Annotated in this window: 25 protein-coding genes; 10 read left to right on the top strand and 15 right to left on the bottom strand. The window is 71.7% G+C overall.

Features of this window, described 5'->3' with window-relative positions:
- The 5 genes from BLT21_RS15045 to BLT21_RS15025 form a co-directional block, all read left to right on the top strand.
- Positions 1-428, top strand: a 428-nt coding sequence (locus BLT21_RS15045; RefSeq protein WP_176786951.1) for a class II aldolase/adducin family protein, incomplete at its 5' end; no start/stop codon positions are given.
- Between the two features lie 138 nt (positions 429-566).
- A complete protein-coding gene (locus BLT21_RS15040) occupies positions 567-989 on the top strand; it encodes an acyl-CoA thioesterase (protein WP_256336109.1) in 423 nt (140 codons plus the stop codon).
- Between the two features lie 60 nt (positions 990-1,049).
- A complete protein-coding gene (locus BLT21_RS15035; RefSeq protein ID WP_091503740.1) occupies positions 1,050-2,453 on the top strand; it encodes a PqqD family peptide modification chaperone in 1,404 nt (467 codons plus the stop codon).
- Positions 2,454-2,586: 133 nt separating this feature from the next.
- Positions 2,587-3,240 carry a hypothetical protein gene (locus BLT21_RS15030; RefSeq protein ID WP_091503738.1) on the top strand — a complete coding sequence of 218 codons (654 nt, stop codon included), beginning with the start codon at positions 2,587-2,589 and terminating at the stop codon, positions 3,238-3,240.
- 129 nt (positions 3,241-3,369) lie between these two features.
- Positions 3,370-4,338: an AraC family transcriptional regulator gene (locus tag BLT21_RS15025; RefSeq protein WP_091503735.1), complete on the top strand. Its 969-nt coding sequence runs from the start codon at positions 3,370-3,372 to the stop codon at positions 4,336-4,338.
- An 11-nt stretch (positions 4,339-4,349) separates the two neighbouring features.
- Here BLT21_RS15025 and lepB read toward each other — a convergent pair whose 3' ends face one another.
- From lepB to BLT21_RS15005, 6 genes are all read right to left on the bottom strand, one after another.
- The gene (gene lepB, locus BLT21_RS15020; RefSeq protein WP_091503733.1) at positions 4,350-5,087 is read right to left on the bottom strand and encodes a signal peptidase I; all 738 of its coding nucleotides are present in this window, start codon (positions 5,085-5,087) and stop codon (positions 4,350-4,352) included.
- Positions 5,088-5,090: 3 nt separating this feature from the next.
- Positions 5,091-6,626, bottom strand: coding sequence for a tyrosine-protein kinase domain-containing protein (locus tag BLT21_RS15015; RefSeq protein WP_091503731.1), 1,536 nt, complete (start codon positions 6,624-6,626; stop codon positions 5,091-5,093).
- A complete protein-coding gene (locus tag BLT21_RS15010; protein WP_176786950.1) occupies positions 6,617-7,552 on the bottom strand; it encodes a nucleotidyltransferase family protein in 936 nt (311 codons plus the stop codon). The genes BLT21_RS15015 and BLT21_RS15010 overlap by 10 nt, the downstream gene beginning before the upstream one ends.
- A 179-nt stretch (positions 7,553-7,731) precedes the next feature.
- The gene (locus BLT21_RS15735) at positions 7,732-7,881 is read right to left on the bottom strand and encodes a hypothetical protein (protein WP_176786949.1); all 150 of its coding nucleotides are present in this window, start codon (positions 7,879-7,881) and stop codon (positions 7,732-7,734) included.
- Between the two features lie 46 nt (positions 7,882-7,927).
- Complete coding sequence (locus BLT21_RS15730; RefSeq protein ID WP_176786948.1) at positions 7,928-8,086, bottom strand: hypothetical protein; 159 nt, start codon at positions 8,084-8,086, stop codon at positions 7,928-7,930.
- A complete protein-coding gene (locus BLT21_RS15005; RefSeq protein ID WP_091503725.1) occupies positions 8,083-8,760 on the bottom strand; it encodes a hypothetical protein in 678 nt (225 codons plus the stop codon). The genes BLT21_RS15730 and BLT21_RS15005 overlap by 4 nt, the downstream gene beginning before the upstream one ends.
- Positions 8,761-8,939: 179 nt before the next feature.
- Between BLT21_RS15005 and BLT21_RS15000 the strand changes: the two genes are divergently transcribed.
- A complete protein-coding gene (locus tag BLT21_RS15000) occupies positions 8,940-9,875 on the top strand; it encodes a helix-turn-helix domain-containing protein (RefSeq protein ID WP_091503722.1) in 936 nt (311 codons plus the stop codon).
- Between the two features lie 40 nt (positions 9,876-9,915).
- Here BLT21_RS15000 and BLT21_RS14995 read toward each other — a convergent pair whose 3' ends face one another.
- From BLT21_RS14995 to BLT21_RS14980, 4 genes are all read right to left on the bottom strand, one after another.
- Complete coding sequence (locus BLT21_RS14995; protein ID WP_091503720.1) at positions 9,916-10,629, bottom strand: glycosyltransferase family 2 protein; 714 nt, start codon at positions 10,627-10,629, stop codon at positions 9,916-9,918.
- Positions 10,626-12,002: a bifunctional PIG-L family deacetylase/class I SAM-dependent methyltransferase gene (locus BLT21_RS14990; protein ID WP_091503717.1), complete on the bottom strand. Its 1,377-nt coding sequence runs from the start codon at positions 12,000-12,002 to the stop codon at positions 10,626-10,628. Before BLT21_RS14990 ends, BLT21_RS14995 begins: the two co-directional genes overlap by 4 nt.
- Positions 11,996-13,087: an acyl-CoA dehydrogenase family protein gene (locus BLT21_RS14985; protein ID WP_176786947.1), complete on the bottom strand. Its 1,092-nt coding sequence runs from the start codon at positions 13,085-13,087 to the stop codon at positions 11,996-11,998. Before BLT21_RS14985 ends, BLT21_RS14990 begins: the two co-directional genes overlap by 7 nt.
- A gap of 96 nt (positions 13,088-13,183) precedes the next feature.
- Positions 13,184-14,494: a UDP-glucose dehydrogenase family protein gene (locus BLT21_RS14980; protein ID WP_091503715.1), complete on the bottom strand. Its 1,311-nt coding sequence runs from the start codon at positions 14,492-14,494 to the stop codon at positions 13,184-13,186.
- Between the two features lie 124 nt (positions 14,495-14,618).
- Between BLT21_RS14980 and BLT21_RS14975 the strand changes: the two genes are divergently transcribed.
- The gene (locus BLT21_RS14975; RefSeq protein WP_091503713.1) at positions 14,619-16,070 is read left to right on the top strand and encodes a protein adenylyltransferase SelO; all 1,452 of its coding nucleotides are present in this window, start codon (positions 14,619-14,621) and stop codon (positions 16,068-16,070) included.
- Between the two features lie 91 nt (positions 16,071-16,161).
- Here BLT21_RS14975 and BLT21_RS14970 read toward each other — a convergent pair whose 3' ends face one another.
- Positions 16,162-17,703: a hypothetical protein gene (locus BLT21_RS14970; protein ID WP_143025004.1), complete on the bottom strand. Its 1,542-nt coding sequence runs from the start codon at positions 17,701-17,703 to the stop codon at positions 16,162-16,164.
- 359 nt (positions 17,704-18,062) lie between these two features.
- Between BLT21_RS14970 and BLT21_RS14965 the strand changes: the two genes are divergently transcribed.
- Positions 18,063-18,773 carry an excalibur calcium-binding domain-containing protein gene (locus tag BLT21_RS14965; protein ID WP_176786946.1) on the top strand — a complete coding sequence of 237 codons (711 nt, stop codon included), beginning with the start codon at positions 18,063-18,065 and terminating at the stop codon, positions 18,771-18,773.
- Between the two features lie 11 nt (positions 18,774-18,784).
- Here BLT21_RS14965 and BLT21_RS14960 read toward each other — a convergent pair whose 3' ends face one another.
- Positions 18,785-19,720 carry an aldo/keto reductase gene (locus BLT21_RS14960; protein ID WP_091503704.1) on the bottom strand — a complete coding sequence of 312 codons (936 nt, stop codon included), beginning with the start codon at positions 19,718-19,720 and terminating at the stop codon, positions 18,785-18,787.
- Between the two features lie 126 nt (positions 19,721-19,846).
- On the opposite strand from BLT21_RS14960, the gene BLT21_RS14955 reads away from it, so the two are divergent.
- Positions 19,847-20,335 (top strand): SRPBCC family protein, encoded by a 489-nt coding sequence (locus tag BLT21_RS14955; RefSeq protein WP_091503702.1) that lies wholly within the window; start codon positions 19,847-19,849, stop codon positions 20,333-20,335.
- A 128-nt stretch (positions 20,336-20,463) separates the two neighbouring features.
- Here the strand turns inward: BLT21_RS14955 and BLT21_RS14950 are convergent, their stop codons facing one another.
- A complete protein-coding gene (locus tag BLT21_RS14950) occupies positions 20,464-22,149 on the bottom strand; it encodes a fibronectin type III domain-containing protein (protein ID WP_091503700.1) in 1,686 nt (561 codons plus the stop codon).
- Between the two features lie 228 nt (positions 22,150-22,377).
- Between BLT21_RS14950 and BLT21_RS14945 the strand changes: the two genes are divergently transcribed.
- On the top strand, positions 22,378-23,472 hold the full coding sequence (locus BLT21_RS14945; RefSeq protein ID WP_091503699.1) for an ECF transporter S component: 1,095 nt from the start codon (positions 22,378-22,380) through the stop codon (positions 23,470-23,472).
- Between the two features lie 119 nt (positions 23,473-23,591).
- Here the strand turns inward: BLT21_RS14945 and BLT21_RS14940 are convergent, their stop codons facing one another.
- Positions 23,592-25,037, bottom strand: a complete 1,446-nt coding sequence (locus BLT21_RS14940) for an HNH endonuclease signature motif containing protein (RefSeq protein WP_256336108.1) — start codon at positions 25,035-25,037, stop codon at positions 23,592-23,594.
- A gap of 144 nt (positions 25,038-25,181) precedes the next feature.
- Positions 25,182-25,445: a hypothetical protein gene (locus BLT21_RS14935; protein WP_091503696.1), complete on the bottom strand. Its 264-nt coding sequence runs from the start codon at positions 25,443-25,445 to the stop codon at positions 25,182-25,184.
- Positions 25,446-25,547: the final 102 nt, after the last annotated feature.

Genomic DNA, 25,547 nt, shown 5'->3' with positions numbered 1-25,547 from the left:
CGTATGTGTATCGGAACATGCCCGAGGTGGGTGGTGTGGTGCACACGCATTCGCCGTATGCGGTGGCGTGGGCGGCGCGGGGTGAGGAGATCCCGTGTGTGGTCACGGCGATGGCGGATGAGTTCGGGGGTCCGGTTCCGGTGGGGCCGTTCGCGATCATCGGTGATGATTCGATCGGTCGGGGGATCGTGGACACGCTTCGGGGGCATCGTTCTCGTGCGGTGTTGATGCAGAATCATGGGCCGTTCACGATCGGGGCGAGTGCGCGGGATGCGGTGAAGGCTGCGGTGATGGTGGAGGACGTGGCTCGCACGGTCCACTTGGCGCGGCAGGGCGGTGAGGTCCTCCCGATCCCGCAGGGCGCGATCGATGCGCTCTACGACCGGTATCAGAACGTTTACGGACAGACCACCGACGACCGCCGGTAGCCCCGCACCCCGTGTCCGGGCGTGCCTGACGGCGCGAGAGGGGCGGGGCTAGGCTGGATGAACGTGAGCGATCAGACGAATCCCGAGCCGGCGAACCGTGAGCGCGCGGCATCCGAGTGGTACTGGTCCGAGGACGGCATCAACTTCCACACCCGCAAGTGGGTGCGTCCGGAGGACCTCAACGCCAACGGAACGCTGTTCGGCGGCAGCCTGCTGCGCTGGATCGACGAAGAGGCCGCGATCTACGCCATCATCCAGCTGGGCAACTACCGTGTCGTGACCAAACTCATCTCCGAGATCAACTTCGAGTCGTCGGCGCTGCAGGGCGACCTGATCGAGATGGGGCTGACGGCGACCCACTTCGGGCGCACCTCCCTGACGATGCGCGCGGTGGTGCGCAACATGATCACCCGCAAGCGCATCCTCTCGATCGAGCGCCTCGTCTTCGTAAGCGTCGACGAAGACGGCACACCCATCCCGCACGGCTACTCCGCGATCACCTACGACCGCGACCGGATGCCGCGCGAGCACCCGCGGACCGACTCGGTGCGCTTGCCCTGAGCCGCGGGCCAGCAGAATCCAGCGATGCGGTCGCGGTCTGACCGACCCTAGGCTACGAGGGTGTCACCGTCTCTGCTCGTCTCCGCCCTCGGATGCGCCGTGCGGATCGAGCCCGGCGACCGGTCGCCCGACGACGTCGCAGCGATCGCCCGCGCGTGGGGCGACGCCGTGGTCACGGCCGGCGGGCCTCTGCCCGCCGCCCACCGCGACGTGACGCCGGCCGGCGGCGCGATCGCGCACGCGCTCGCCGGACTGTCGCAAGCGGTGACCCTCGCGGCCATCGAGGCGCGCCGCGGCGAGCTCTGGATGCTGCACGCCGGCGGGTTGAGCGATGACGACGGCAACGTGGTCGCGATCGTCGGTCCGTCGGGGCGCGGGAAGACCACCGCAACGCGGGCGCTCGCGGCCCACTACGGGTACGTGACCGACGAGACCGTGGGCGTCGCGGCGGACGGAACGGTGCTGCCGTACCGCAAACCGCTGTCGATCATCGAAGACCCCCTCGCTGACAAGGCCCAGCGGTCGGGGTCGGAGCTGGGTCTCGGTGCGCTGCCCGCGGCGCCGCTTCGTCTGAGCGCGATCGTGCTCCTCGACCGGGTGCCGGGCGGGCCCGCGCAGCCGGTGCTCGAGCCGTGCGACCTTGCGGACGCGCTGCCCGAGCTCGTCGAGCAGACGAGCTACCTCGCCGATCTGCCCGCTCCCCTCCGCCGTGTCGCCGCGCACGTCGCGGCGGTCGGAGGCGTGCACCGGGTGACCTACAGCGAAGCCGAGACCCTCGCTGCGGCCCTGGCGCCGCTCTTCCGCCCCGCAGCCGAGATCGAGCACGTCCGCGCCGCCGCATCCGCGCCCGAGTCGGCGGGAGCCGCTCCGGCGGATACAACGGGGACGGAGACGTCGTGGTGGCGAGGAGCGCACCTCGACGTGCTCGAGCTGGCTCCGGTCGTGGACGACGGGCCGGAGCGCCTCGCGCTGCTCCAGCCCGAGGCCGACGGGGGAGCCACGCTGCGGATCCTCGACGGTATCGGGCCAACGCTCTGGCGCGTGGCCGCCACCCCGCGGACGGCGGGCGGCCTCGTCGCGGCGGTCGTGAGCGAGCACGGCGCACCGCCGACGGGTGACCCGGGCGCCGCGGTCGCGGCGGCGGTCGCGGCGCTCGCCACGGAGGGAGTGCTCGTCCGCGAGCCCTCGTGGCGCGTCCGCTCCGACGTCGCCTGGACGGCGAACGGCGACGGCTTCGCGGCACTGCCTCTGGGACGCGGCGGAGCGCCCGAGCCGGTCGCGCTCGAGGGCACCGCCGCGCTTATCTGGGCGGCGCTGACCACCGCGCGCGGCGCCACGGCCGACGCGCTCGTCCGCGCCGTCGCATCGCGCGGAGACCTCGACGCGATCGAGATCGATGGCGATGTCCGCGTCTTCCTCGGCTTGCTCGCCGACCGCGGCCTCGCCGAGCTGTACCTGCCCTGACCGGCGCTCCCGATTCCGACACGTCGCGACACCGATCGTGACGTGAGCGACGAATGCGGACGGTCCCATCGACGGCGGTTCCGCGCAGCGAAAAAGTACGGGAAACCTCTCATCCCCAACCCGAGGAGTCCCCGTGACCGACGTCGTCCCCACCCGCCGCGAGTCCGACGGCATCGACCGCCGCACCATCATCAAGGGCGCCGCCTGGGCCGTGCCCGTGATGGCTGTCGCCGTCGCCGCGCCCCTCGCCGCCGCATCCGTCAACACCTCCGGCCTCGCGGTGACCGGAACGCAGACGGCTCTTCTCACGCTGAACCTGCTGGACGGTGGCGGAGCCGTCACCGCGACGGCTCTCACGACCGTGCCGACCGAGTTCACCATCACGAACGGAGCCGGCGCGATCAACCAGACCGCGACCGTGACGGTCACGATCGGACGCCCGGCGGGGATCAACATTCCCACCGGACGCGCACGGGGCTTCGGCGTCTACAGCCTGAACGGCGTGCCGTCGACCTCAGGCCAGCGCACCGCCGTGTACCAGACCGCTCCGGTCGTCGGTCAGTTCGGCTTCCCGCTGACGACCTTCACCACGACCCTTCCGGTGAACGTTCCCTCGAACGGGACGCAGCGCGTGCCGCTGGTCCTGGGGCTCGCAGGCACGTCGACCGGTGTCGCCGTCTCGGCACTCGCGACGTTCCCCGTCACGATCGTCGTCGACTTCGGCAACGGTCTGACCCGTACGGCCACCTCGAGCGTCGTCGTCCCGGTGGGCGCGGGGATCCTCTAAGTAGTCGCGACCGTGATGTCCGCGGGTGCCGGCTGCGCCCCGAATGCGTAGTCGGCACCCCCGGATCCAGTGCGGGGCGGCGGCGCGGCCGCTCTTACGCTGTGAGGCAATCGAGGGGGGAGGCGCGTCGTGAGCTACGAGCGCTACCCGAGTGCGCCGGGGGTGATGCCCCCCTCGACTCGACGGTCGGGCGAGCCGTTCTCGGGCCGATCGGCCCAGATGCTCGCACTCGAAACGGTCGTGGTGAAGCGGTACGCGCTCGCGGCCGGAGCCGAGCGCGTCATGCCGGCGGGTGGGGTTCCCGTCGTGCACAGCGTGCTCGTCTCCGCCGGGAGCGTGAGCATCGCGCCGACGGTCGACGCGCGTCGCCGTCACCGGGCGGATGCGGGACGGGGGCTGTTCCTGCGGTCGCGTTCGGACCATCTGCTGGCCTGGTCGGACGACGCGGAGATCATCGTCGTCTCGGCCCCCGAGGACGTCGTCGCCGCGTTCGGAGCGCCGATCGACGACAGCGACGGGCCGCTGTTCGCGGGTGACTCGGCACTGCTCGGCCCGGCCGCCGCCTACTTCCGTTCGCTGCTCGACGGGGCCGCCCGGCCGGGGCGGGTCGCGAGATACGCGCTGTCTCGGCTCACCGAGGAGATGATCGGCAGCCTGTTCCTCGAGCGCGCGAGCGTCGGAGCCGGCCCCGTGAAGGTCCAGCCCTCGCTGTACCGGCGCGCACTCGCCCTCATCGCCGCGCGACGGGCGGACCCGGAGCTGTCGGTCCCCACGCTCGCCACCGAGCTGGCGGTGTCCGCTCGCCACCTGCAGCGGGCGTTCGCCGAGCAGGGCACCTCCCCGACGGAGGAGATCCGTCGCCTGCGCGTCGAGCTCGCCGTGCAGCTGCTGGGCGACGCGCGATACGACGTGCTCTCGATCGACGAGGTGTCGCGCTACGCGGGTTTCGGGAGCGCCGACGATCTGCGGCGGGCCTTCCGCCTGCACGGCGAGCCCTCGCCGACCCGGGTGCGTGCCCAGCGGCGGTCGGCACGCCCCGAGCGGCGCGGACTCCATGCGCTGCCTCCGCTGGGCGCCACGCAGGTCGCACCCGTCTGACGTGCGTGCTCTCAGGGCGCTCCGACACGATCGAGCGGCCAGAGTCGGAGGAAGACCCGGCCGACGATGTTCTCGCGGTCCACGGGACGCGCGCACGCCGGGGTCGTCGGGACATCGCCGCGGCAGAGGCTGATCGAGTCGGACGAGTCGGCCCGGTTGTCTCCCAGGAGCAGGAACTCGCCCGGTCCGAGTCGCACGGGGTCGAAGCAGCGCGGCGATCGCGGGATGCTGTCGCAGTCGATCGTGTCGGCGTCGAAGGGCAGGTCGTTCGTGACGTACGACTCATCCAGCGCGACGCCGTCGACCGTCACATGACCGCCGTCGTCGCAGCAGGCGATCTCGTCGCCGGGAGCGCCGACGACGCGTTTCACGAGGGCGTCGCCGTTGCTCGGGCCCAAGCCGAAGAGGTCGCCGACCCAGCCCGCCGCGGCCCGCCAGGGTGACGGCTCGGACCGGGGCGCGTCGCGCCACGCATCCGGGCGCTCGAAGACCACGATGTCGCCCCGTTCCGGCGCTCCGGCGATGCCGAGTCGGTCGACGAGGATGCGGTCGCCCGGCATCAGGGTCTGCTCCATCGACGCGGAGGGCACCTGATACACCTTCGCGACGAAGGACTGGACGAGGGCGATCAGCAGCAGCGCCGCCGCGAGGTGTGCGAGCGGGTGGCTCGCGATGCGCCGCAGGCGCGACCGGTGAGGTGCCGCGCCGGCGGCGGGACGGAGCGGGGCGACGTCGGGGGTGGCCGTCATGGATCAGCGCCGGGCGCGTCGCGCCCGCCGGCCGTCCGGAAGCGCGGCGGCCAGCACCGGGACCGTGACCGGAGCCGGGGGTGCGACGGGTGCCGGGGCGACGGCGGGTTCCGGGGCGATGTCGCGGGCGTCGTCGTCGGCACGGTAGTACTGCCCGGTGTACTGGTAGCCGTAGTACGCCGCACCGCTGCCCTTGCGCGGCACGCGGTTGAGGACGACCCCGAGTGCCCGGCCGCCCGCGCGCTCGAGGTTCTGCTGCGCCTTCTTCAGGGCGTCGAACGTGGTGCGGCCCACCGTCGTGACGATGATCGCGCCGTCGGTCCGGTTGGTGAGCACCGCGGCATCCGTCACCGGGATGAGCGGGGGCGCGTCGACGATGACGACGGCGTCCTCGCTGAGCGCGTGCACGAGGTCGCGCATCCGCTGCGAACCGAGGATCTCGCTGGGGTTCGGCGGGATCTTGCCGGCGGCGACCACGCGGAGCGTGCCCGTGCGCCCCACGGGCTGCGCGACGTCGTCGAACGTCGCGCGGCCGGCCAGGATGTCGGTGAGTCCGGCGTCGCCGATCAGGTGGAAGATCGTCGCCACCATGGGGCGGCGCAGGTCGCCGTCGATCAGCACGACGCGCTGACCGCTCGCAGCGAGCGTGATCGCGAGGTTCGCCGCCGTCGTCGACTTGCCCTCGCCGGGAAGCGGGCTCGTGACGACGAGGATCTTCGGCGGGTTGTCGACGTCCATGTACTGGATGTTGGTGCGCAGCTCGCGCACGGCCTCCGACACGGCGTAGAGGTGCACGTTCCGGCTCGAGGAGGTGTTCGCCCCGTCGAACGGGATGAGGCGGTTGTCGGCGGTGAACGACTTCTCCTCGGGGATCGCGCCGACGACGTTCAGTCCGGTCTCCCGCTCGACGCCCTCGGCCGAGCGGATGCGGCGGTCGAGGGTGAACCGCAGCAGGGCGTAGCCGATGCCGACGACGAGGCCGACGAGTCCGCCGATCGCGAGTGCGAGCCGGACGTTCGGCGAGCTGGGCGTCGTGGGCAGGCGCGCGGAGTCGGCGGTCACCAGCGTGATACCCGGGTTCACGCCCGTGCCGCCCGACTCGATGTTCTCGATCTCGATCTGCATGCCGCGGATCCACGCACCCGCGAGGTCACGGGCGGCCTCGGGGGTCGGCCCGGTGGCGTCGACCTTGATGACGACGGTGTCGAGCGGGTTCGACACCGTGACACGGCGCACGAGGCTCTCGGGGCTCACGTCGAGGCCCAGCTCCTCACGGGCGTGCTCGCCCACGGCACGCCAGGTGCCCACGTCGACGTACGACTTGACCTTCGACTTCGCGAGGTTGTCGCTCACGTACTCGGAGCTGCTGTCGGTCTGGCCTTCGGCCTTCACCGGGGTGACGTACCCGCTCGCGTCCGCCGTGTAGACCTTGGGCTGGACGAGCGTCCAGGCGAAGGCGACGACGACACCGAGGACGACGCACAGCGACAGCGCGATCCAATGGGCGCGCAGGATGCGCAGGTAATCTCTCAGCTCCACAGGGGACCCCCCGGCTCGATGCGATCAACAGACACGTGCGGCTTCGTCCTCATCGCACGGGCCGCCCTCGGCAGGGAGCGCGCCCCGCGCGCCCAGCGTCTCGCCCGCGCGGCCGCGCGACCGGTCGCCGTGTCGACGGTCTCGGGGCGGCTGAGGAGCAGGTCCGACCGTGACGGCCAGACCGCCCGCGCCGCGATGCGCAGACGGTCGCGGCCGTGCGCGTCGCGCAGCGCGGCGAACCAGAAATATGCCCCGAACGAGCCCGAATCGACCCGTTCGCGCCAGCGTCGCGCCGCCGCCGACGCGCTCTCGCGGGGGTCGACCGGCACGGCGACGTCCAGGCGCCGGAACACGTCGGCGAGCGTCGCGGTCGTTCCGATGCTGCTGGCCAGGGCGGTGAGGCGATCGCGCTCGGCCGGCGTCAGGACGACGTCCTCGAGCTCGCGCAGCTCGGCGGCGTGACGTTCCTGGCGCTCTGTGCCGCGGAGCGAGTGCAGAGCCAGGACCATGACGTTGGCGACGCGAGAGGGCACGGCGCAGCGGCGGTGGGCGAAGTCGACGGTCTCGCGGTCGGCCCAGAGCGCGGTGAACGCGTCGGCCGGGGCGGCCAGCATCCCGGGGTAGTGGCGATGCACGTCGAGGTCGCACGGCCACCGGTCGTGCAGGAAGGTCCGCGAGTGGATACTCGTCAGATGCCCGATCAGCGGCGCCGGGCGTTCGCGCCAGCCGCGGGCGAGGACCTCGCGGCAGAGACGGTCGAATTCCTCGGGGTCGACGAGCACGTCGACGTCGCTCGAGGTGCGGTCCGCCCGCAGGCCCTGCCGGGTCAGGGTCGGCCCCTTGAGGAAGAGCACGCGGACCCCGAGGCCGTCGGCGACGTCCTGGACCCACGCGTGCCCGAGCTCGACGCCGGTGCGGAGGGTCAAGGCCTGCGCTGGTGGGTGTGGGGGCATGGGGGTCTCGAGTCGGTGGTGGGGCCCATTATCCCGACGCTCCCCGCCGCGACATCAGCGTCTCAGCGACAGATCCGGCATGCGAGCGTGCTCTGAGCGACACGATCGGGGCGCGGGACCGGGCTGAGGCGACATCCGCCTCTCGACCGCGGTCAGCGGGGCGAGAGCAGGAGCACCGCGATGAAGACGGCGAGCGCCAGGATGACGATGGTCGCCCCGATGATCGCCCACCCGGGGAGTCCGCCATGGTCCTGCGTCCACCAGGATCGTTCGCCGTAGTCGGAACGCCGTGATCGCTTCATGGCGGCAACGGTACGCCCGCGGCGGTTCGGGCAGGTGTCGGGCGGGTTACGCCTGGAGGATCATCGCGAGCGAGAAGGCGCTCGTCGCGACGATGGCCGCGAGCATGGCGGCCAGGCCCCAGCCGGGGAGGCCGCCGTGCTCGCGGCGCCACCACGACGGATCGGCGTCGTGGTCGGTCCGGTGACGACGCGCGCTCGTCGTCACAGGATGCCGGCTCCCACCGGCACGCTGATCGTGGTCTGGGCCTGGTAGGTCGCGCCGCTCGCGAACACCACGGTCAGGGTCACCGGGAAGGTCGCGAGCGCGCCGACGGAGATCCCCGAGTTCGACCCGGAGAGGCCGAACTCGACGGGGATGCTGAGGGTGCCGTTCGACGGGATCGCGACGGCTCGGGTCGTGACGAGCGTCGTGACGGGGAAGCCGACCCGTGAGCCCAGCACGGTGCTGTAGGTGACCGAGTTCTGCGCCGATACGTCGGTTCCGTCGAGGGTGGCGACGCCGAATCCCCGTGCCCGCCCGACGGGCAGGGTGAGACCCGCGGGGCGCCCGACGACGATCGTGATCGTCGCCGTCTCATCGATCGCGCCGGCGCCGTTCGTGATCGTGAACACGGTCGGCACGGTGACGAGGGCGCCCGCCTCGACGACGCCCGTGCCGTCGAGCACGCGCAAGCCCAGCAGGCCCGTCTCGCTCGCTGTCCACGCGAGGCCCGCCGTCTGAACGGACGCCGACGCGAGCGGGGCGGCGACGCTGACGGCGATGACCGGTGCCGCCCAGGCGGCACCTCGGACCAGGGCGCGTCGCGACACCCCCGAGCCGGGTGCGGCGGTGTCGCCGAAGGGGTCGTCGGTGCGGGTGGGGTCGTCGGTGCGTGACATGGGCGCTCCTCGGGGACGCGTATCGGGTGGTCTCCGAAGCGTTGCGGCACCGAGCAGCCGGGGGAGGGGCGAGCAGAGAACTTGGCGCTGAGCGCCACGGATCAGTCGCTCAGCGCCACCTCGGGGCCAGAAGACCGTTGTCGACGCGGCCACAATGAGGAGAGGCAGGAGGAGGCGGGATGCGCGATCTGATCACGGGTGATGAGTCAGCCGGTGGGCGGAAGCCGGGTCCGCAGCGTCTCGACGTGATCTCGACCCGCGGCGTGCGGCTCGCGCACATCGAGCTGCGGCGCGTGCTGCTCGGCCCGGGCGCGGTGACGCTGTCGCCGCTTCGCGAGGAGTCGGCGCTGGTCGTGTTCCCCTCCGATGGCGGGGCGCTGATGAGCCGGGCGCCCGCCGACGAGCCGGCGCGGCGGCTCGAGACGGGCGAGGCGGTGTACCTGTCGACCCGCGTCGCGCATATGGCGTGGTGGGAGGACGAGATCACGCTGCTCGTCGCCAACGTCTCGGCGCGGACAGAGCCGGCGATGGTGCTCCCCGACACCCACCTGGTCGAACCGACGAGACGCTACCTCGAGTCGCTGCTCGACACCGACGAGAGCGTCGACGCGGCCACGCAGCACTCGCTCGCGTGCGCCGCGGAGCACATGATCGACAGCCTGTTCGCCGAGCACACCGCCCGCGAGTGGGTGCGCTCACGCGTCTCGATGTCGTTGTTCTCGCAGGCCTCGTCGATGATGGCGGCCACCCGCGCCGATCCGGCGGTGACGCCCGAATCGATCGCCGCGCACCTGGCAGTCTCGATGCGGCACCTGCAGCGCGCGTTCCAGGCGCACGGCACGTCGCCCGCGGGCGAGCTGCGCCGACTGCGGCTCGACCTGGCCGTGCGGATCCTGCGGGCCGATCGCGACCGCGGACTGACGATCGCCGAGGTCGCGACGCGCGCCGGTTTCTCGGGTCTCGATGCGTTCCGCCGCGCGCTCCGCACCGAGAAGCTGCCATCGCCCACGCGACTGCGTGACACCGAGCCGCGGGTCGAGGAGCCGCGCCGGAACGGCTGGCGGCTGCTCGGTGCCCCGGCGGTCACGACCGCGAGGGCCCCGCAACAGAGCTGAGGACGCGGAGCTGAGAATGCGGAGCTGAGCGCAGCCGGGTCTACGCGACTCCCCGGCGCACGCGATCGTGCATCTGCCGGACGAATGCCGCATAGCCGCCCGGCGTGCGGCCGACGAACCGCCCCGAGGTCACGACCTCGTGCTCGTCGGTGACCACGACGCGTGCACCCGCGTCGACGGCCGCCCGGACGAGGGCGACGTCCTCGTGCTCGTCGAGCTCGGGAAAGCCTCCGGCGGCGAGGTAGACGTCGGCGCGCATCCCGAGGTTCGCTCCGTGGACGTTGCCGGCGGGCCGGCCCCGCGGGTGTGTGGCGACCCAGTGCGCCGCGTGCTCGCTGGTGAGGTCGGCGAAGTCGGGCTGTACGGTTCCGAGCACGACGCCGGCTCCCGTCGCCGCGAGGTCGAGCTGGTGGCTGAGCCACGTCGGAGGTACGGCGGAGTCGCCGTCGGTCGTGCTGATCCAGGTGTCGCGCGCGGGCGGGTCGCCGAGTTCGGCGAGAGCCGACTCGACACCGACGCGACGGGCGGTCCCGACGCGTCGTGCGTCGATGCGCCGGATGCCGACCCCGTGCGAGGCCGCGATGCGTTCGGACGCGTCGGAGCATGCGTCGAGGACGATGATCGTGACGACGGCGACGTCCGGATGGGTGCGGTGAGCGTGGGCCACGGCGGCGGAGATCGCCACGAGGCAGCGATCCAGCAGATCGGCTTCGTCGTGCACCGGGACCACGACGGCGACGGAGGTCGGCGTCACGACACGAGGCCCGTCTCGGCCGCGACCGACCGCGCATCCGGGTGCGCGTAGACCTCGAGCACGAAGTCGGCCTCGTCGTGGCGGGCCAGGCGGACGAGCTGATCGTCGGCGCTCAGGGCGGCGTGGACCTGGTCTCCCGAGAGCGGGTACTCGGCGACCGGATGACGCCAGTGGCAGGCGACGAGATGGCCGTCGGGCGCCAGGGATGCGCGCATCCGGCCGATCGCCGCGACCAGGTCGGATTCGTCCCAGTAGTAGCCGACCTCCGAGACGACGATCAGGTCGAACGAGCCCGCGGGCCACTCGCGGGGCAATGCGGCGCGGACGAAGCGGACGTCGCCGCGGTCGCCGAGCCGGCGCCGAGCCGCGGCGAGGGGCGCGTCGGCGATATCGAGCGCGAGGACGTCGTCGCAGCGGCCGGTGAGAAGCTCGGTGAGCGCGCCGGTCGCGCAGCCGAGCTCGAGCGCCGAACGGTAGCGGGCGCGCGGCAGCGTCGCCATCGTCACCGCGCGCTTGCGCTGCTCGTACCACCGGGTGTCGAACCCCCAGGGGTCGTCGCCGTTCCGTTCATAGAACGCGTCGAAGAAGCTCCGGTCGAGACTCGCCGCCCGGTGGATCGGTCGGGGGGCCGGCCGGACGAAGACCTCGAACGCTCGCTCGAAGTGCCGCTGCATCCCCTCGTGGAGCATCACTTCGTCGCCCGGTGCCGCCGAGAGCGGACGGGTCTGGCTGCGATGGAGGTCGAGGGCCGCGCGCTTGGCCGCTGCGAGGTCGGCGTCGAGCTCGACGAGCTCGAGCTCGGCCCACGGAGCGTCGGCGGGCGAGCCCCAGTGCCAGAGCCAGATCGGATACGTGCGCCAGGGCAGGCCGAGGTCGGCGCACACCTCGCCGACCACCTCGCCGACGACGCGGTGGTCGCGGTGGCCGTCACCGGTCCAGGGGGCGACGACGAGGCTGCGCACGTGCGCGGTCGATGCCACCTCGGCTCGCAGCGCCGCGGCGATCTCGTCGCGGTGCGCGTCGGTGGCGCCGTCGGGGATGCCGAGGAAGCGCGGTCGGATACGAGGTGACAGGGTCGCGAGTGCGCGCGACGCCTCGTCGCGCCGTACCGCCGCGAGGTCGGTCGGGCTGTGCGTGGGCGAGTCCGGGTGCGAGCCCTCGCCGTCGGTCGCGATGATGACGGTGACCGTGCCGCCGGCACGCGCCGTGCGGGCCATGAGGCCCGCCGCTCCCAGGGTCTCGTCGTCGGGGTGTGCTGCCACGACGACGAGGTGCTCGATGCCGTCGGCCAGCGGCGGCAGCGAGCGCTCCCCGAAGGCGGCGGCCCACACCTCTTCAGGGGTGCCCGCGTCGCGATGGTCGAAGCTCACCACGCGCCGCGCCCCTCGCTCACGCTCGTCCCGATGCGCGCCAGGTCGCGGTCGGCGTGATGCTGGCGCAGGTAGATCTGCAGGTCGGCGACCCGCCGTGCATGGGCCTCGTCGGCGACGAGGGGGAGCGGGCCGAGCGCGCGCGACGTCTCGGTCAGCGCCAGCTCGACGGCATCCGCGACGACCGTGCGTGTGCGCGTCGCGAGCGTCCCCGGGTCGCTGGAGGGTGTGCCGGGGTCGTCCATCACGCGAGCCGCGGACTGCAGCGTCAGCCGGGCACTCCACAGTGCGACGTCGACGCGACCCAGGTGGGTGTGCGACAGCTGGTCGGCGGCCGGTCGCCGCGTGGCCTCGAGGAGGGCGGTCCGGAGCGGGAGGGCGCCGCCCCACCAGCACGCCGCGACGCCCACGCCGCCGCGTGCGAAGCCGGGGCGCCGCAGGTACCAGCCAGCGTCGCCCACGGGCACGGCGGTCGCCGCGGAGAAGTCGACCGGCGCGCTGACCACCTGGCTGAGCCCCCGGGCGTGCCACGGCCCGCTGCGGGCGGACACCGCCGCGGTCTGCAGTGCGACGGCGAACAGTCGCCGCTCGTCGCCGGTCCACGCGGTGACGAGGGCGTGAGTGAGGTGTTCGGCCAGCGAACACCACGGCTTGGTGCCGGTCAGGCGCCAGCCCCCGGGTGTGAGCTGCGCGTCGAGGCGGGCGTTCGGCCCCTCGGCGGCGAAGACGCCCCACGTCGAACCGGCATCCGCGCCGACCGCGTCGAGCTCGACGTCGATCCCGTCGTGGTGCGCCTGAGCGAGGATGTCGAGAGCGTCGAGGTGCGGTTCGAGGATGCGCGCCGCGGCGACGTCGCGGGCGGCGACCGACGCGAGCAGCGACCAGTCGTCGACGAGCGGCCGCTCCGCCGGGCGTGACGCGCCGACCGTCACCGCCCAGTCGAGGGTCGCGGCCGCGTCCGTGCCGAAGCCCGTGACGCCCGCGGCCGCCGAGAGCGCGGCGACGACGGTCGGCGATGCGAGGACCGGCGCACCGTTCGAACTCTCGCCGAGCGAGAGGACGGTGGGTGCGTCAAGAGGAGCGGGCACCGCTCCATCATCTCTGCCGCGATACGCGGAGCGGGCCGGATGCGGGAGATCGATCCGATATGCGCCGCAGGGTTGCGCGCGAGGCCGGGATGCGCGTCAGGGGCGTCCCATCCCGCGGTAGTCCCAGCCGGCCGCACGCCAGGCGTCGGCGTCGAGGCAGTTGCGACCGTCGACGACGACGCGGCCCGTGGCGAGGGTCGCGGCGTGCGCGGGGTCGAGCTGACGGCGGTACTCGTCCCACTCGGTCACCACGATGACGGCGTCGGCTGCGCGTAGGGCCTCGTCGCGGTCCTCGACGTAGTTCAGCTGCGGGTGCACACGGCGCGCGTTCTCGATCGCCTCGGGATCGGTGACGGTGACCCAGGCGCCCAGGCCGTGCAGGCGCACGGCGACGTCGAGGGCGGGGGAGTCGCGGATGTCGTCGCTGTGCGGCTTGAACGCCGCGCCGAGCACCGTGATGTTCTTCTTGTAGACCGAGCCACCGAACGCGTCGACGACGAGGTCGACGGCGCGGTCGCGGCGGCGCATGTTGATCGCGTCGATCTCGCGCAGGAATGCGACCGACTCGCCGCGGCCGAGCTCCTCGGCACGGGCCGAGAAGGCGCGGATGTCCTTCGGCAGGCAGCCGCCGCCGAATCCGATGCCGGCTCCGAGGAAGCGGCGGCCGATGCGCGCGTCGTGCCCGATCGCGTCGGCGAGGGTCGTGACGTCGGCGCCGGTGACCTCGGCGATCTCGGCCATCGCGTTGATGAAGCTGATCTTCGTGGCCAGGAAGGCGTTGGCGGCGACCTTGACGAGTTCGGCGGTCGCGAGGTCGGTGACGATGAACGGCGTGCCCTTGGCGACCGAGGGGTGGTAGACCTCGCGCAGGATATCCGCGGCGCGCTCGCCATCGGCGCCCGCGGGGACGCCCGCGACCAGACGATCGGGGTCGACGGTGTCCTGCACGGCCCAGCCTTCGCGCAGGAACTCGGGGTTCCAGACGAGCGTCGCCCCCGTCGGGGTCACGCGCTCGGCGAGCGTCGCGGCGGTGCCGACGGGGACCGTCGACTTGCCGGCGACGATGTCGCCCGCCGCGAGGTGGGGGATGAGGGCGTCGACGGCGGCGTTGACGTATGTCATGTCGGCCGCGTAGCCGTCCTTCTGCTGCGGGGTGCCGACGCCGACGAAGTGGACGGCGGCGCCCGCGGCATCCGCCATGTCGGTCGAGAAGCGCAGACGGCCCGAGGCCAGCCCCTCGCTCAGGATCTCCTGCAGGCCGGGCTCGAAGAAGGGGGCGTCGCCCTTCGAGAGCGAGGCGATCTTGCGCTCGTCGACGTCGATCCCGACGACCTCGTGCCCGATGGATGCCATCGCCGCGGCGTGGACCGCTCCGAGGTAACCGCAACCGATGACCGACAGACGCATGGTGCTCGCTCTCCGCGGACCCGAGCGGACCGCCACCCATTCCTATCAAGAACGGATGACGGATGTGTAAACGTGCAAGACGGCGGGCGGCCCCCGGCGTCCGCGGCGCGCGTAGCCTCGGACCATGCCTCCGGTTCTGCTGTCGCTGTCACACGACTTCGCCGATGCGCTGCCGGCCCTCGCGCGTCCGTGGTCGGCCGATCCGGCGCCCGACCCCCGCCTGCTCGTGCTCAACGAGGGCCTCGCGGCCGAGATGGGGCTCGACGCGGCCTTCCTGCGCAGCCCCGCGGGCGTGGCACTGCTCGTCGGTGCCGCGCTGCCCGAGGGGGCGCAGCCCGTGGCGCAGGCGTACGCCGGCCACCAGTTCGGCGGGTTCTCGCCGCGGCTGGGCGATGGACGCGCCCTGCTGCTCGGCGAGGTCGCCGCCCCCGACGGCTCGCTGCGCGACCTGCACCTGAAGGGGTCGGGACCCACGCCGTTCGCCCGTGCCGGCGACGGGCTCGCGGCCGTCGGCCCGATGCTGCGGGAGTACGTCATGAGCGAGGCGATGCACGCCCTCGGCATCCCGACGACCCGATCGCTCGCCGTCGTCGCGACCGGTCGCGACGTGCTGCGCGAGACCGCCCTGCCGGGCGCGGTGCTCGTGCGGACCGCCGCGAGCCACCTGCGCGTGGGCAGCGTCGAGTTCGCGCGCGGGACGGGTGACATCGATGTGCTGCGCGCCGTCGTCGACTACGCGATCTCGCGGCACCACCCGGCCGCGGCGGACGACGACGTCCCGGCGCTCGGGCTGTTCCGCGCCGTCGTGCACGCGCAGGCCGACCTCGTGGCGCAGTGGATGCTGGTCGGCTTCATCCACGGCGTCATGAACACCGACAACGTGACGCTCTCGGGCGAGACGATCGACTACGGGCCCTGCGCGTTCCTCGACGCGTACGACCCGGCGACCGTGTACAGCTCGATCGACACCGGCGGGCGGTACGCGTACGGCAGCCAGCCCTACATCGCCGAGTGGAACCTCGCGCGACTGGCCGAGGCGATGCTGCCGCTCTTCGACGACGAACTCGAAAGAGCCGTCGAGCTGGCTCAGGAAGCCTTGGCGGAGTTCCGCCCGCGGTTCGCCGCGGCGCGGACGGCAGGGATGCGCTGCAAGCTCGGGCTCCGCGTCGCGGACGACGAGGTCGAGGCGCTCGCCGGCGACTTCCACGAGATGCTCGGGCGCGCCCGCGCCGACTACACGTCGACGTTCCGCGCGCTGTCCGACGCCGCTCGCGGAGACGACAGCGGTGTCGAGGCTGCGCTGGGCGGAGACCCTGCGTTGGCCGGTTGGCTGGACCGCTGGCGCGCGCTCGGCCCCGACCCGGGTGCGATGGATGCGGCGAACCCGATCTACGTTCCCCGGAACCACCTCGTCGAGGAGGCGCTCGCCGCCGCGACCGCGGGCGACCTCGAACCGCTCGGCTGGCTGACGACCGTGCTGTCGACGCCGTTCACCGCGCGTGCCGGCGCGGAGCGGTACGCCCAGCCCGCCGGTCCCGACTTCGCGGCCGGCTACCGGACGTTCTGCGGCACCTGAGAGAGCGTCGGCCTCGATTTCGGGAGACACGACGGAGGGCGCCCGCCGGCGCTGACCGACGGACGCCCTCTGTGACCGGTGCTGAGGTGTGTCAGCTCTGCGTCGCGCGGCGGCGGGAGACGACGACGGTCGCCGCACCCGCGAGCATCACGAGGATGCTGATGCCGAACAGGCCGGTGACGTCCTCGCCGCCGGTGGCAGCCAGGCGACCGCTGCCCGAACCCGAACCCGAACCCGAACCCGAGCCCGAGCCCGCGACGGCCGGCACGACGGCGGGAGCGGCGCGCAGGGTGAACGCGACGGGCGCGGACGGGTCGGACAGGCCGGTGGTGCCCGCCTCGTCCGAGGCCTGGAGCGCGATGACGGTGTAGTCCTCGGGCGCGAGGGCAACCGTGACCGACCACGTGCCGTCCGCGGCGACCAGGATCGGGTCGGCGGGGTCGGCCGGTGCGGGGGCGGCTGCGGGCTCGACGGCCGACAGCGACATCTCCCCGTCGGTGGTTTCGCCGAGCGGAACCTCGCCGGCGAGGGCCGTCGGGACGACGAGCAGGCCGACGAACGCGCCGGGCTGGCCGGTGCCGCGGAAGGTCACCTGCGTTCCGGTGACGACCTCGCCCGCGGCCGGGCTCGTGATGACCGGAGCAGGCAGGGCGGGGGCGGCGGGGAGCTCGAACGAGACTTCCCGCGTCTGCAGGTCTTCGCCCTCGACGGCGAGCGTGACGGTCGCGGTCTGCGAGACCGGGGCGTCATCGGCGTAGGTCGCGGCCACGAGCCACACCCCCGCGACGACCGTGACGGGCTGCGTTCCCGGCAGGGGCAGGCCGTCGGTGCCGAGCACCGTGACGATGGCGCCCTCGTCGCCCGTGCCCGAGAAGGCGACGGTGCGGGTCGGAAGCGTCTCGCCGGACGCCGGTGTGAGGACCTCGAACGGCACGTCCGCGTCGGGGTCGGGCAGCGTGAACGAGACCGTCCGGCTCTCGGGCTCGGCGCCCTCGGCGATCAGCGTGATGGTGACCGTCTGTGCGGCCTCCGCGTCGTCGGCGTATGTGGCGATGGTCGTCCATGCGCCGCCCGTGACCGTCGCCGGCAGCGATCCCGGCAGCACCGCGCCGTCGGCGTCGGTCACCGTGACGGTCGCGCCGTCGGTTCCGGTTCCCGCGAACAGCACGGTGCGGGTGAGCGTCGTGGCATCCGGGGCCGGGCTGAGCACCGTGAAGGGGATCGCCTCGCCCGGCGCGGGCGCCGGCTCGACATCGTCGCCGGGCGCCGGCTCGACCTCGTCGCCGGGCGCGGGAGCCGGCTCGACCTCGGCGTCCGGGACGGGAACGGTCGGGTCTCCCTCGGCCCCGGGCTCCGTTCCGGGCTCCACTTCGACCTCGGGCAGCGCTTCTTCCTCCGGGACCGCCTCGGCGTCCGGCGCGGGGGCCGCGGGCTCTTCGGTGACAGGGGCCGGCAGCGACTCGTCGTCGCCTTCCGTCTCGAGCGTCACCTCGACCGGGACGGACTCCTCCGCCGTCGGGTCGACGGGCGCGGCGTGGGCGGGTGCGGCTGCGAACCCGGCCGCGCCGAGCGCGACGACGAGGGCGACGGGGAAGGCGAGCGCTTTCCGCCGCAAGGACGTATGAACAGACATGAAAACCTCATGATCGTGTGGCGATGATCCCGCGCGCAGGATCGACCGATCTACCTTGATCGCTCCGAGAGCGCGGATGGGGCCGAGAACGCGCTTGCCCCCCAAGACATCAGCGCGTTCCGCGAAACGTAGCAGTGCGCAGATACTGGCGGCTAGGGCTTGATTCCAGCTTTTCGCTTGCGCAAAAAAATGCGAGGGGCAGGAATTTGCGGGCGTGAGCCACACAGACAGATGATCACGATTTCGCAGGTGATGTGGCGGCGAGCACCTCGCGCCTGACATGATGTGCGCGGATTCGCGCCGGGGGGCGCGCGCAAATGGACAGCGGTGATCGCGTCCTCGCACTGGGGGAGATGTACATGACGGAATCGCTTTTGCCCGCGGCCGGTTGGTATCCGGCTGAACATGCGGGCGGAGACCTGCGCTATTGGGATGGGACGGCCTGGGTCGAACCTGCTGACGAGCGAGAGAAGCGCCGGTCAGCGGGGAAGACGGCAATCCTCGCTGGCACCGTATCGCGCAAGACGGGGCTGATCGTGACCGGGTCGGCGCTTGTGGTGGGACTGTTTCTGGGCGGCGGGATGGGTGGCGCCGGGGCGGCGAAAGAGGTGACTTCTCTCAAAGAGCACGTGACTTCGCTCGAAACCGATATCGCGGCCGCGGACACCGCGGCAGCCGAGAATGACACCGTGCTCGAGGAAGTGCGCGCAAATCTCGATGAGGCGTATGCCGACCTCGACACTGCGTTGGACGAACTCGCGACGGCCACGGCGTCGCTTACCACCGCAACGAGCCAAATTACCGATATGGAGACTGCGGCAACCGCCTCACAGACCGAACTCGACGCGCGCGCAGCGCGTATCGCCGACCTGGAGGGACAACTCTCTTCGCGGTCGGTGCAATCCCCGGTGTCGCAAGAACCCGTTGCCGTGGCCCCGGCAGCGCCGGCATACGCCTACTACGAGAATTGCACGGCGGCCCGTAGCGCCGGAGCCGCGCCGGTGCGGTCGGGCGACCCCGGTTACGGACGCCACCTCGACCGCGATGGAGACGGGGTCGGCTGCGAGTGACGTTCTCCCGCTCAGGGCACCTTGTGGCCGGCGGCCTGGATGAGTCCGTACCACTCGCCGCGTGTGAGCGGGATGTCGCTGCCCGCGGCGGCATCCGCGACGCGCTGCGGGTTGGTCGTGCCGAGTACCACCTGGATGCCGGCGGGGTGGCGGGTGATCCATGCGGTCGCGATCGCCGTCGGCGTCACACCGTACTTCGCCGCGAGCTCGTCGAGCTTGGCGTTCAATTCGGGATACTCCTCGGCGCCGAAGATGACACCGTCGAAGAAGCCCTTCTGGAACGGCGACCACGCCTGCAGCGTGATGCCGTTGATGCGTGAATAGTCGACGAGACCGCCGCCGTCGCGCGTGATCGAGTCGTCCTCGCCGACCATGTTCGACGCGAGGCCCTGTGCGATGAGCGTCGAATGCGTGATCGACAGCTGCACCTGGTTGGCCACGAGCGGCTGCGACACGGCCGTCTTCAGCAGATCGATCTGGCGCGGTGTGTGGTTCGAGACGCCGAACGCGCGGACCTTGCCCGACGATTCGAGGTGGTCAAAGGCGCGCGCGACCTCGTCCGGCTCGACGAGCGCGTCGGGACGATGCAGCAGCAGCACGTCGATGCGGTCGGTGCCGAGCGCCTCGAGCGATTCCTCGGCGGAGGTGACGATGTGCTCGTACGAGTGGTCGAAGTGCCAGTCGTCTGCCACGATGCCGGTCTTGGTCTGGAGCGTGATCTCGTCGCGCTCGGATGCCGTCAGCTTCAGGGCCTCGGTGAACCGTCGTTCGCAGGCGTGGCGCACCGAGCCGTACAGGTCGGCGTGGTCGAAGAAGTCGATGCCGACCGCGCGCGAGCGGTCGTAGAGGGCGCGGATGTCGGCATCCGACAGCTCCTCGATCCGCATCATCCCCGCGACGACGTTGGGGACCTGGATGTTGCTCCGACCGAGGGGGACGCTGCGCATGATTCTCCGTTGATTTAGAAGGCGATGGAGATCCCAGTATCGATGCCCGTGGGGCTGAGGCGGGTCGGTATCAAACGACACGGTGCGAGCGGCGGGCCGCGGCGCCGATCGTGCCACGATGGGCGGGTGCCCGTCGTCGAGTCCCGATGCGTCGTCCCGGTCAGTGTCGACGTGGCGTTCGCCGTGTCGCAGACGCAGGGCGAGGTGCGCAAGCGTTGGGACCCGTTCATCCGGCGCCAGCACCTGATCGATGCGGAACGCCCGGCCAAGGGGGTCCGCACCTTCACTGTTCAGCGATTCGGTCTCGCGATGGAGAGCGAGTACGTCTCGTACAACCCGCCGTCCAACGTCGGGATGAAGATGACGAAGGGCTCCTGGTTCTTCGAGCGCATGGGCGGCGGATGGCGTTTCACCCCCGTCGACGGCGATCCGACGAGCACGCTCGCCGTCTGGCGTTACAACTTCAGCTGCCGTCCCGCGTGGCTCGCGCCGATCGCGGAACGTGTCGGAGCTGTCATCCTGCAGCGTGACATCGACCGTCGGATCGCCGGGTTCGCCCGCGGCTGCGTCGACCCGGTCGTCGTCGCGGAGGCGGAGCGCATCCGCGCGAGCTGATCGCCGGAGCCGTCGGAGCGCTGGACCGGAGTGCGTCGGTGGTGCCACCCCCCAGCGGTTGGCACCACCGACACGGCTCCCTTCACGGCATACGAGTCACGCGATCCGGTTCGGGCGATGCGCCGCGGTCAGGAGCGCTCGCCGACCGGCTTGCGTCGCGCGAACAGCGCACCGCCGCTGACGAGCAGGAGGAGCGTGGCCAGACTGAGCGCCAGCGGCGCCGCCCCGCCGGTGGATGCCAGGTGGCGGTCGGTACGCGTCGGCGCTCCGGATGCCGCCGGCGAGCCCACCGCGGCGCCGTGGCCAGTGCCGTTACCGGCACCCACGCTTGCGCCATCCCCGGGGGTGCCGGGCTCCGTCGGCTGGCTCGGCTGGCCGGGCTCCACGGGCTCGGTGGGTTCCGGCTGGCCGGGTTCGGGCTCGACCGGGTCGGTGCCACCTGCTGCGGCGTCGATCTGAAGGGTGCGCCACGCGATGAGCACGTTCTGGTCGGTGGTCAGCACGATGCGGTGGGTTCCGGCCGGGACGTCGGCCGGGATCGGGAACGAGACCTGGCCGTTCTCATCGATCGTCGCGTCGCCGAGGAAGGTGGGCGTCGAGAACAACCAGGCCCGAGCCGTCATACCCTGCAGGTCGGCGCCGATGGTCGCGGTGATGGTCGTGCCCGCGGTCGCGGTGTCGGGGACGTTCATGCCGCCGCGGTTGTCGTCGGTGAGAGCGTCGGGGAGCGGAGCCACCGGGGGCGCCGGCTCGGACGGCTCGACCGGACCCGGGGTGGCCTCGGTGGTGATCTCGATCGGCTCGGATGTCGCCGAGCCCGCGATGTTCTTCGCGACCACGACGATCGTGTACGTCGTCTCGGGCTCGAGGTCGTTGAAGGCGAAACGGGAGAGAAGCGACGAGCTCCAGCCGTCCGTCTCGACGACGCGCTCGGTTCCGCCGCCGATCAGAGTGACGGTGTAGTGGACGCCGAGCGCGGCGGTCGGGCCGGTCGTCTCCGGAAGCGGGTTCTTCAGCGGGCCGGGGCGGATGCCGCCGAGGATCCAGGAGTCTCCCGCCTGGACGTCGAGCACGGTCGGCTGCGACGGAGCCTCCGGGATGACGATGTACTGTCCGGTGCTGCCGAATGCGCCGTCATCGCCATGATCGAGCCGGCCCTCGAGGTGATAGAGCCCGGGCTCGAGCCCGGTGAAGTCGAAGGTCGTTTCCGTCGTCGCCGTCTTGACGATGTCGGAGCCGCCGTTCACGGGCGTGACGATGACGGTCCATCGGGTCACCGGCGAGCCGTTGCCGATGCCGGAGAGATGGATCGAGGCTCCGTCCGCCCGGATCTCGGTGACGACGAGTCGCAGGCGGGATTCCTCGACGTCGGGGTCGAGCGGCGCATCCTGTGACTCACCCACGGTGGCCGGCGCGGGTGCCACCTCGAACGACGAGGCCTCGAAGGCGGGAGCCGCAACCCGGGTGGTCTGATCCGCCGGGCCGGAGTCGGCCGCCTGCGCCTGATCCGGCTCGGGCACGAGGGGTGCCGCGTCAGCGATGGACGCGCGGTACTCGGCGGATGCGCCGTCGCCGTCCGATGAGGTCTCGTCGGCGATCGCCGTGGTGTCGGTCTCGCCGGTCTCGCCGGTCTCGACGACCCCGCCGGTCTCGGCCTCATCGGCATCGATGACCTCGGCGCTCGTGTCGACCGAGATGGTCTCGGCGGTCTCGACGGTTTCGTCGGCGTGGACCGGTGCGGCGATGCCGCCGACGATGAGTCCGGCCGCGAGCACGACGGATGCCGCGGCGGCGCAGGGATGCTTCTTCTTCATGTGTCCTCGATGGAGTGCGGGTTCGCGGCCCGCGCCCCAGATGGCGGACCGTCGCGTCCACGCTGGCAGGCCGGGCCGCGACATCCCGCGTATTCGTCTTCCGACGAACGTTCGCGAACAATCCCGAACAGGGCGGCGCCGGCTCTCGCTAGAGTTGAGCGCCGCTTCTGACCCGCATCCCGGGTATATGCGGCCGCAGCCATACAGCCGTCAGTCCTGGGGGAGCCGGTGCACGAGAACGACAGTGCGGATGACCGCGCGCCCGCAGCGCCGGCCGAAACGCTCGATGCCATCGCGCGCGACCTGGTGGCGTTGAAGGATGCCGCGGGGCCGGTCTCGTATGCCGAGCTCGTCCGTCGGATCACGGCGCAGCGCGTCGACCGGGGGATGAGCGCTGCGGCGGCGCAGCCTCCTCGCACGACGGTTTACGACGCGTTCCGGCCGGGCAGAGCGCGGATCGACGTGGCCCTGCTCCGCGACATCGTGATCGCGCTGGGCGGAGACGAAGACGAGGCCGAACGGTGGGTCGCTCGTTACCAGCGGACGCGTCGCACGCGCGATCTGGTGCCTCGATCGAGTTCGGCACTTCCTGCGCCCGCGCCTGCTCGCCGCGCGTCTCGCGCGGCCGCCCCGTTGCCGGCGGCGCGGCCGGCGCTGCGGCGCGATGTCGCGGCGCTGATCCTGGTCGCGTGCGTCGCAGTGAACTTCGCCGGGATGGCTCTGGTGCAGGCGCTGCACCTGCCGATCTACCTCGATATGGCCGGTACCGCGGTGGCGGCCATGGTGTTCGGTCCGGCCCCGGGCATCCTCGTGGGTCTGGCGACGAACGTGTTCGGTTTCGTCATCGGCAGCCCGGGAGCGGCCCCGTTCGCTCTCGTGAATGTGGCGGGTGCCGTGGTCTGGGCGTACGGCATCCGGCGGTGGGGGATGGGTGCAGACCTGTTCCGCTATGTGAATCTGACCCTGCTGGTCGCCGTCGCCTGCTCGCTCGTCGGAACCCCGCTCGGGTTGCTGATGTTCGGCGGGTACTCCGGACACGGCTCGGATGGCGTCACCTCGTCGATCGAGGGGTTGGGCCTGCCGGTCGTGTTCGCCGCGTTCTCGGCGAACCTGCTCACGTCGGTGATTGACAAGCTGCTCTCGGGATTCATCGCCCTCATCGGCATTGCGATGCTCCGCAGTCGATTGCCGATTCCCACGGAGCGCCTCGCGCTCGTCGATCGCCTCATCGCGCCGCGTGCGGTCGACGGGCTCTTCCATCCTGCTGCTCTCATGCTCCCTCCCGGTATGGCGCGCAGGCTGCCGGTCGCGACTGCGCGCTGACGCACTGCGGTGCTGCGGCCCTGCGTGTCGTCGTTCGGATCCTGTGCCCGCGCCGGTGATCCACGACCCCGGGCGGCGGAGCGTGCGGTGTCGCTACCCCGCGTCGCATCGGCGGGGGGTCAGAACGGCGGTTGCTCGTCGGGTGGGGCGTCGGTCGGATCGGGCGGGGGCGCAGCCGACGCCTCGGGCACGAAGCAGACGGTGGGAACGGGGACGTCTTCTCGATAGATCCTGCCCAGTGGGGAGGTCCACTCGATCACGCCCCCGCCGACCTGTCTGACCTTCCACGCCGTGAACTGCTTCATCGAATGGTGTCGCTGGCAAAGGTGGGCGAGGTTGAAGATGTGGGTGTGCCCACCGAGCGCATGGTCGATGGTGTGGTCTAGCTCGCACCTGACCGCCGGGCGGCGGCATCCCGGAAACCGACAATGCTGGTCGCGCGCTCGTAGCAGCCGCGACATCGCGGTGGTGGGGCGGTAGGTGTCGACCTCGACCGGGGTGCGCGTCACGGGGTCGATGAACAGGCGGCTCCACACCTTGGCGCGGCCGGCGAGGTGGCGGGCGGTGTCGGCGTCGATCAGTGCGGCGCCGACCGCCTCGGCGGGCGCTTCGTCGACTCCGCGAAGAGTGTCGGCCGTGACGGCGACCTGCACGTGTGCGCGGATCGCTCCGAGGGGACCCGCCCCGTCGCTGCCGACGGAGGGATCGACGACGGGTGCTCCGCCGAGGAGGAGGTCGCCGAGGATGTCGGCGCGCAACTGGTCCATCGTGCGCACGTCAGCAGTCGGTACCTCGCGGTCGTTCGTGACCCCGCGGAGGTCGGCATCCGATCCGGCTCCCGCGTCCGACACCGCGTCCGTGACGATGGGCGTGCAGCGTGCATCCTTCACGGACTGTGCCATCGCGGTGAGGCGGTCGTGGATACCGGCAGCGACAACGGTCGGCACGGTGGCGGAGAGCTCGGACATGCCGTCGTTTCCGTGCATGACCCACACGCCCCGTTTCGCGGCCGCAGCACGGTGCCGCTCGGTGAAGGTCGCGGATCCCATGTGCGCCGCGAGATTGCGGAGCGGCTCGCGAACGCGCGACGCGATGTCGCGCTCGCAGATCGTGATCGCCGCCTGCTCGTAGTCGGCGCGCAGGTCGGGCTCGATCGCGCAGCCCGCGCGGACGACGGCGTCGACGTGTTCGCGTGTGATGCGCTGGTGCTCCCACGCGGCGAAGACCGCCGGATAGTCATCGACGATCGTCAGCGCGTGATCGATCTCGGTCTGGGCGCGTCGGTCGTGGGTGCGGCGCACTCCCGCGATCTCCGCGGCGACCGACCGCATCTCCATGTCGGAACCCATCCCTCGCGGACGGGAGTCGCCTGCGAGCGTTCGCTCGAGTGCCGCGCGACCAGCGTCAGCGAGGGCGCGGGTCATCGTGATCTGAGCATCGTGCAGCAGCTTGTCGGCATCTACGACGCGGTCGAGGACGGTGCTGTACGTCGCGAACGAGCCCGCATCGGGTGCGTCGCGGCGGCTACCGTGACGTCCTACACGCCGGTCGCCGTTCGCTGTCATGTTCGTATTCTCGCAGCCACCTCGGACATTGGACTCAAACACATATACGCCTGTGAGATGGCAGAGGCGATCGCCGTCAGGGGAGGAGTCGACGCCCGACGCGTACGAGAACAGGCCGGCGATGGGGGAGGTTCGTCGCTGCCGTCACTCCGAGGCGCGCGGCGAGGACTCGGGCCCGTCGCCGCCATCCGGTTCCTGGGGATCGGTGCTCCGCCGGTTCTGCGTGAGCTCGCGTCGCCACTGCGCGAAGCCGGCGATCATGACCCCGAATCCGAGAAGCATGAAGCCGATGCGCGCCCACCACGCGAGGTCGTGAAACATCAGGTTCGGCACCGTCAGGATGAAGGTCGCGCCGACGAAGTACCAGACGGCGGACGACGTCTGGTCGCGCTCGTTCGTCTCGCTCATGCTCTTCTCCCCCTCTATGGAACGCTTCTGAGCGTACGAAGAGGGGCGATGCCGGCGCGTCCCCCGAGCGGATGATCTTCGCGTGTGGATGGGAGCGCGGTC

Origin of the sequence: Microbacterium sp. cf332 (assembly GCF_900102175.1) — a bacterium.
Taxonomy (GTDB): Bacteria; Actinomycetota; Actinomycetes; order Actinomycetales; family Microbacteriaceae; genus Microbacterium.
This window is presented reverse-complemented; position numbering and strand designations above follow the sequence as displayed.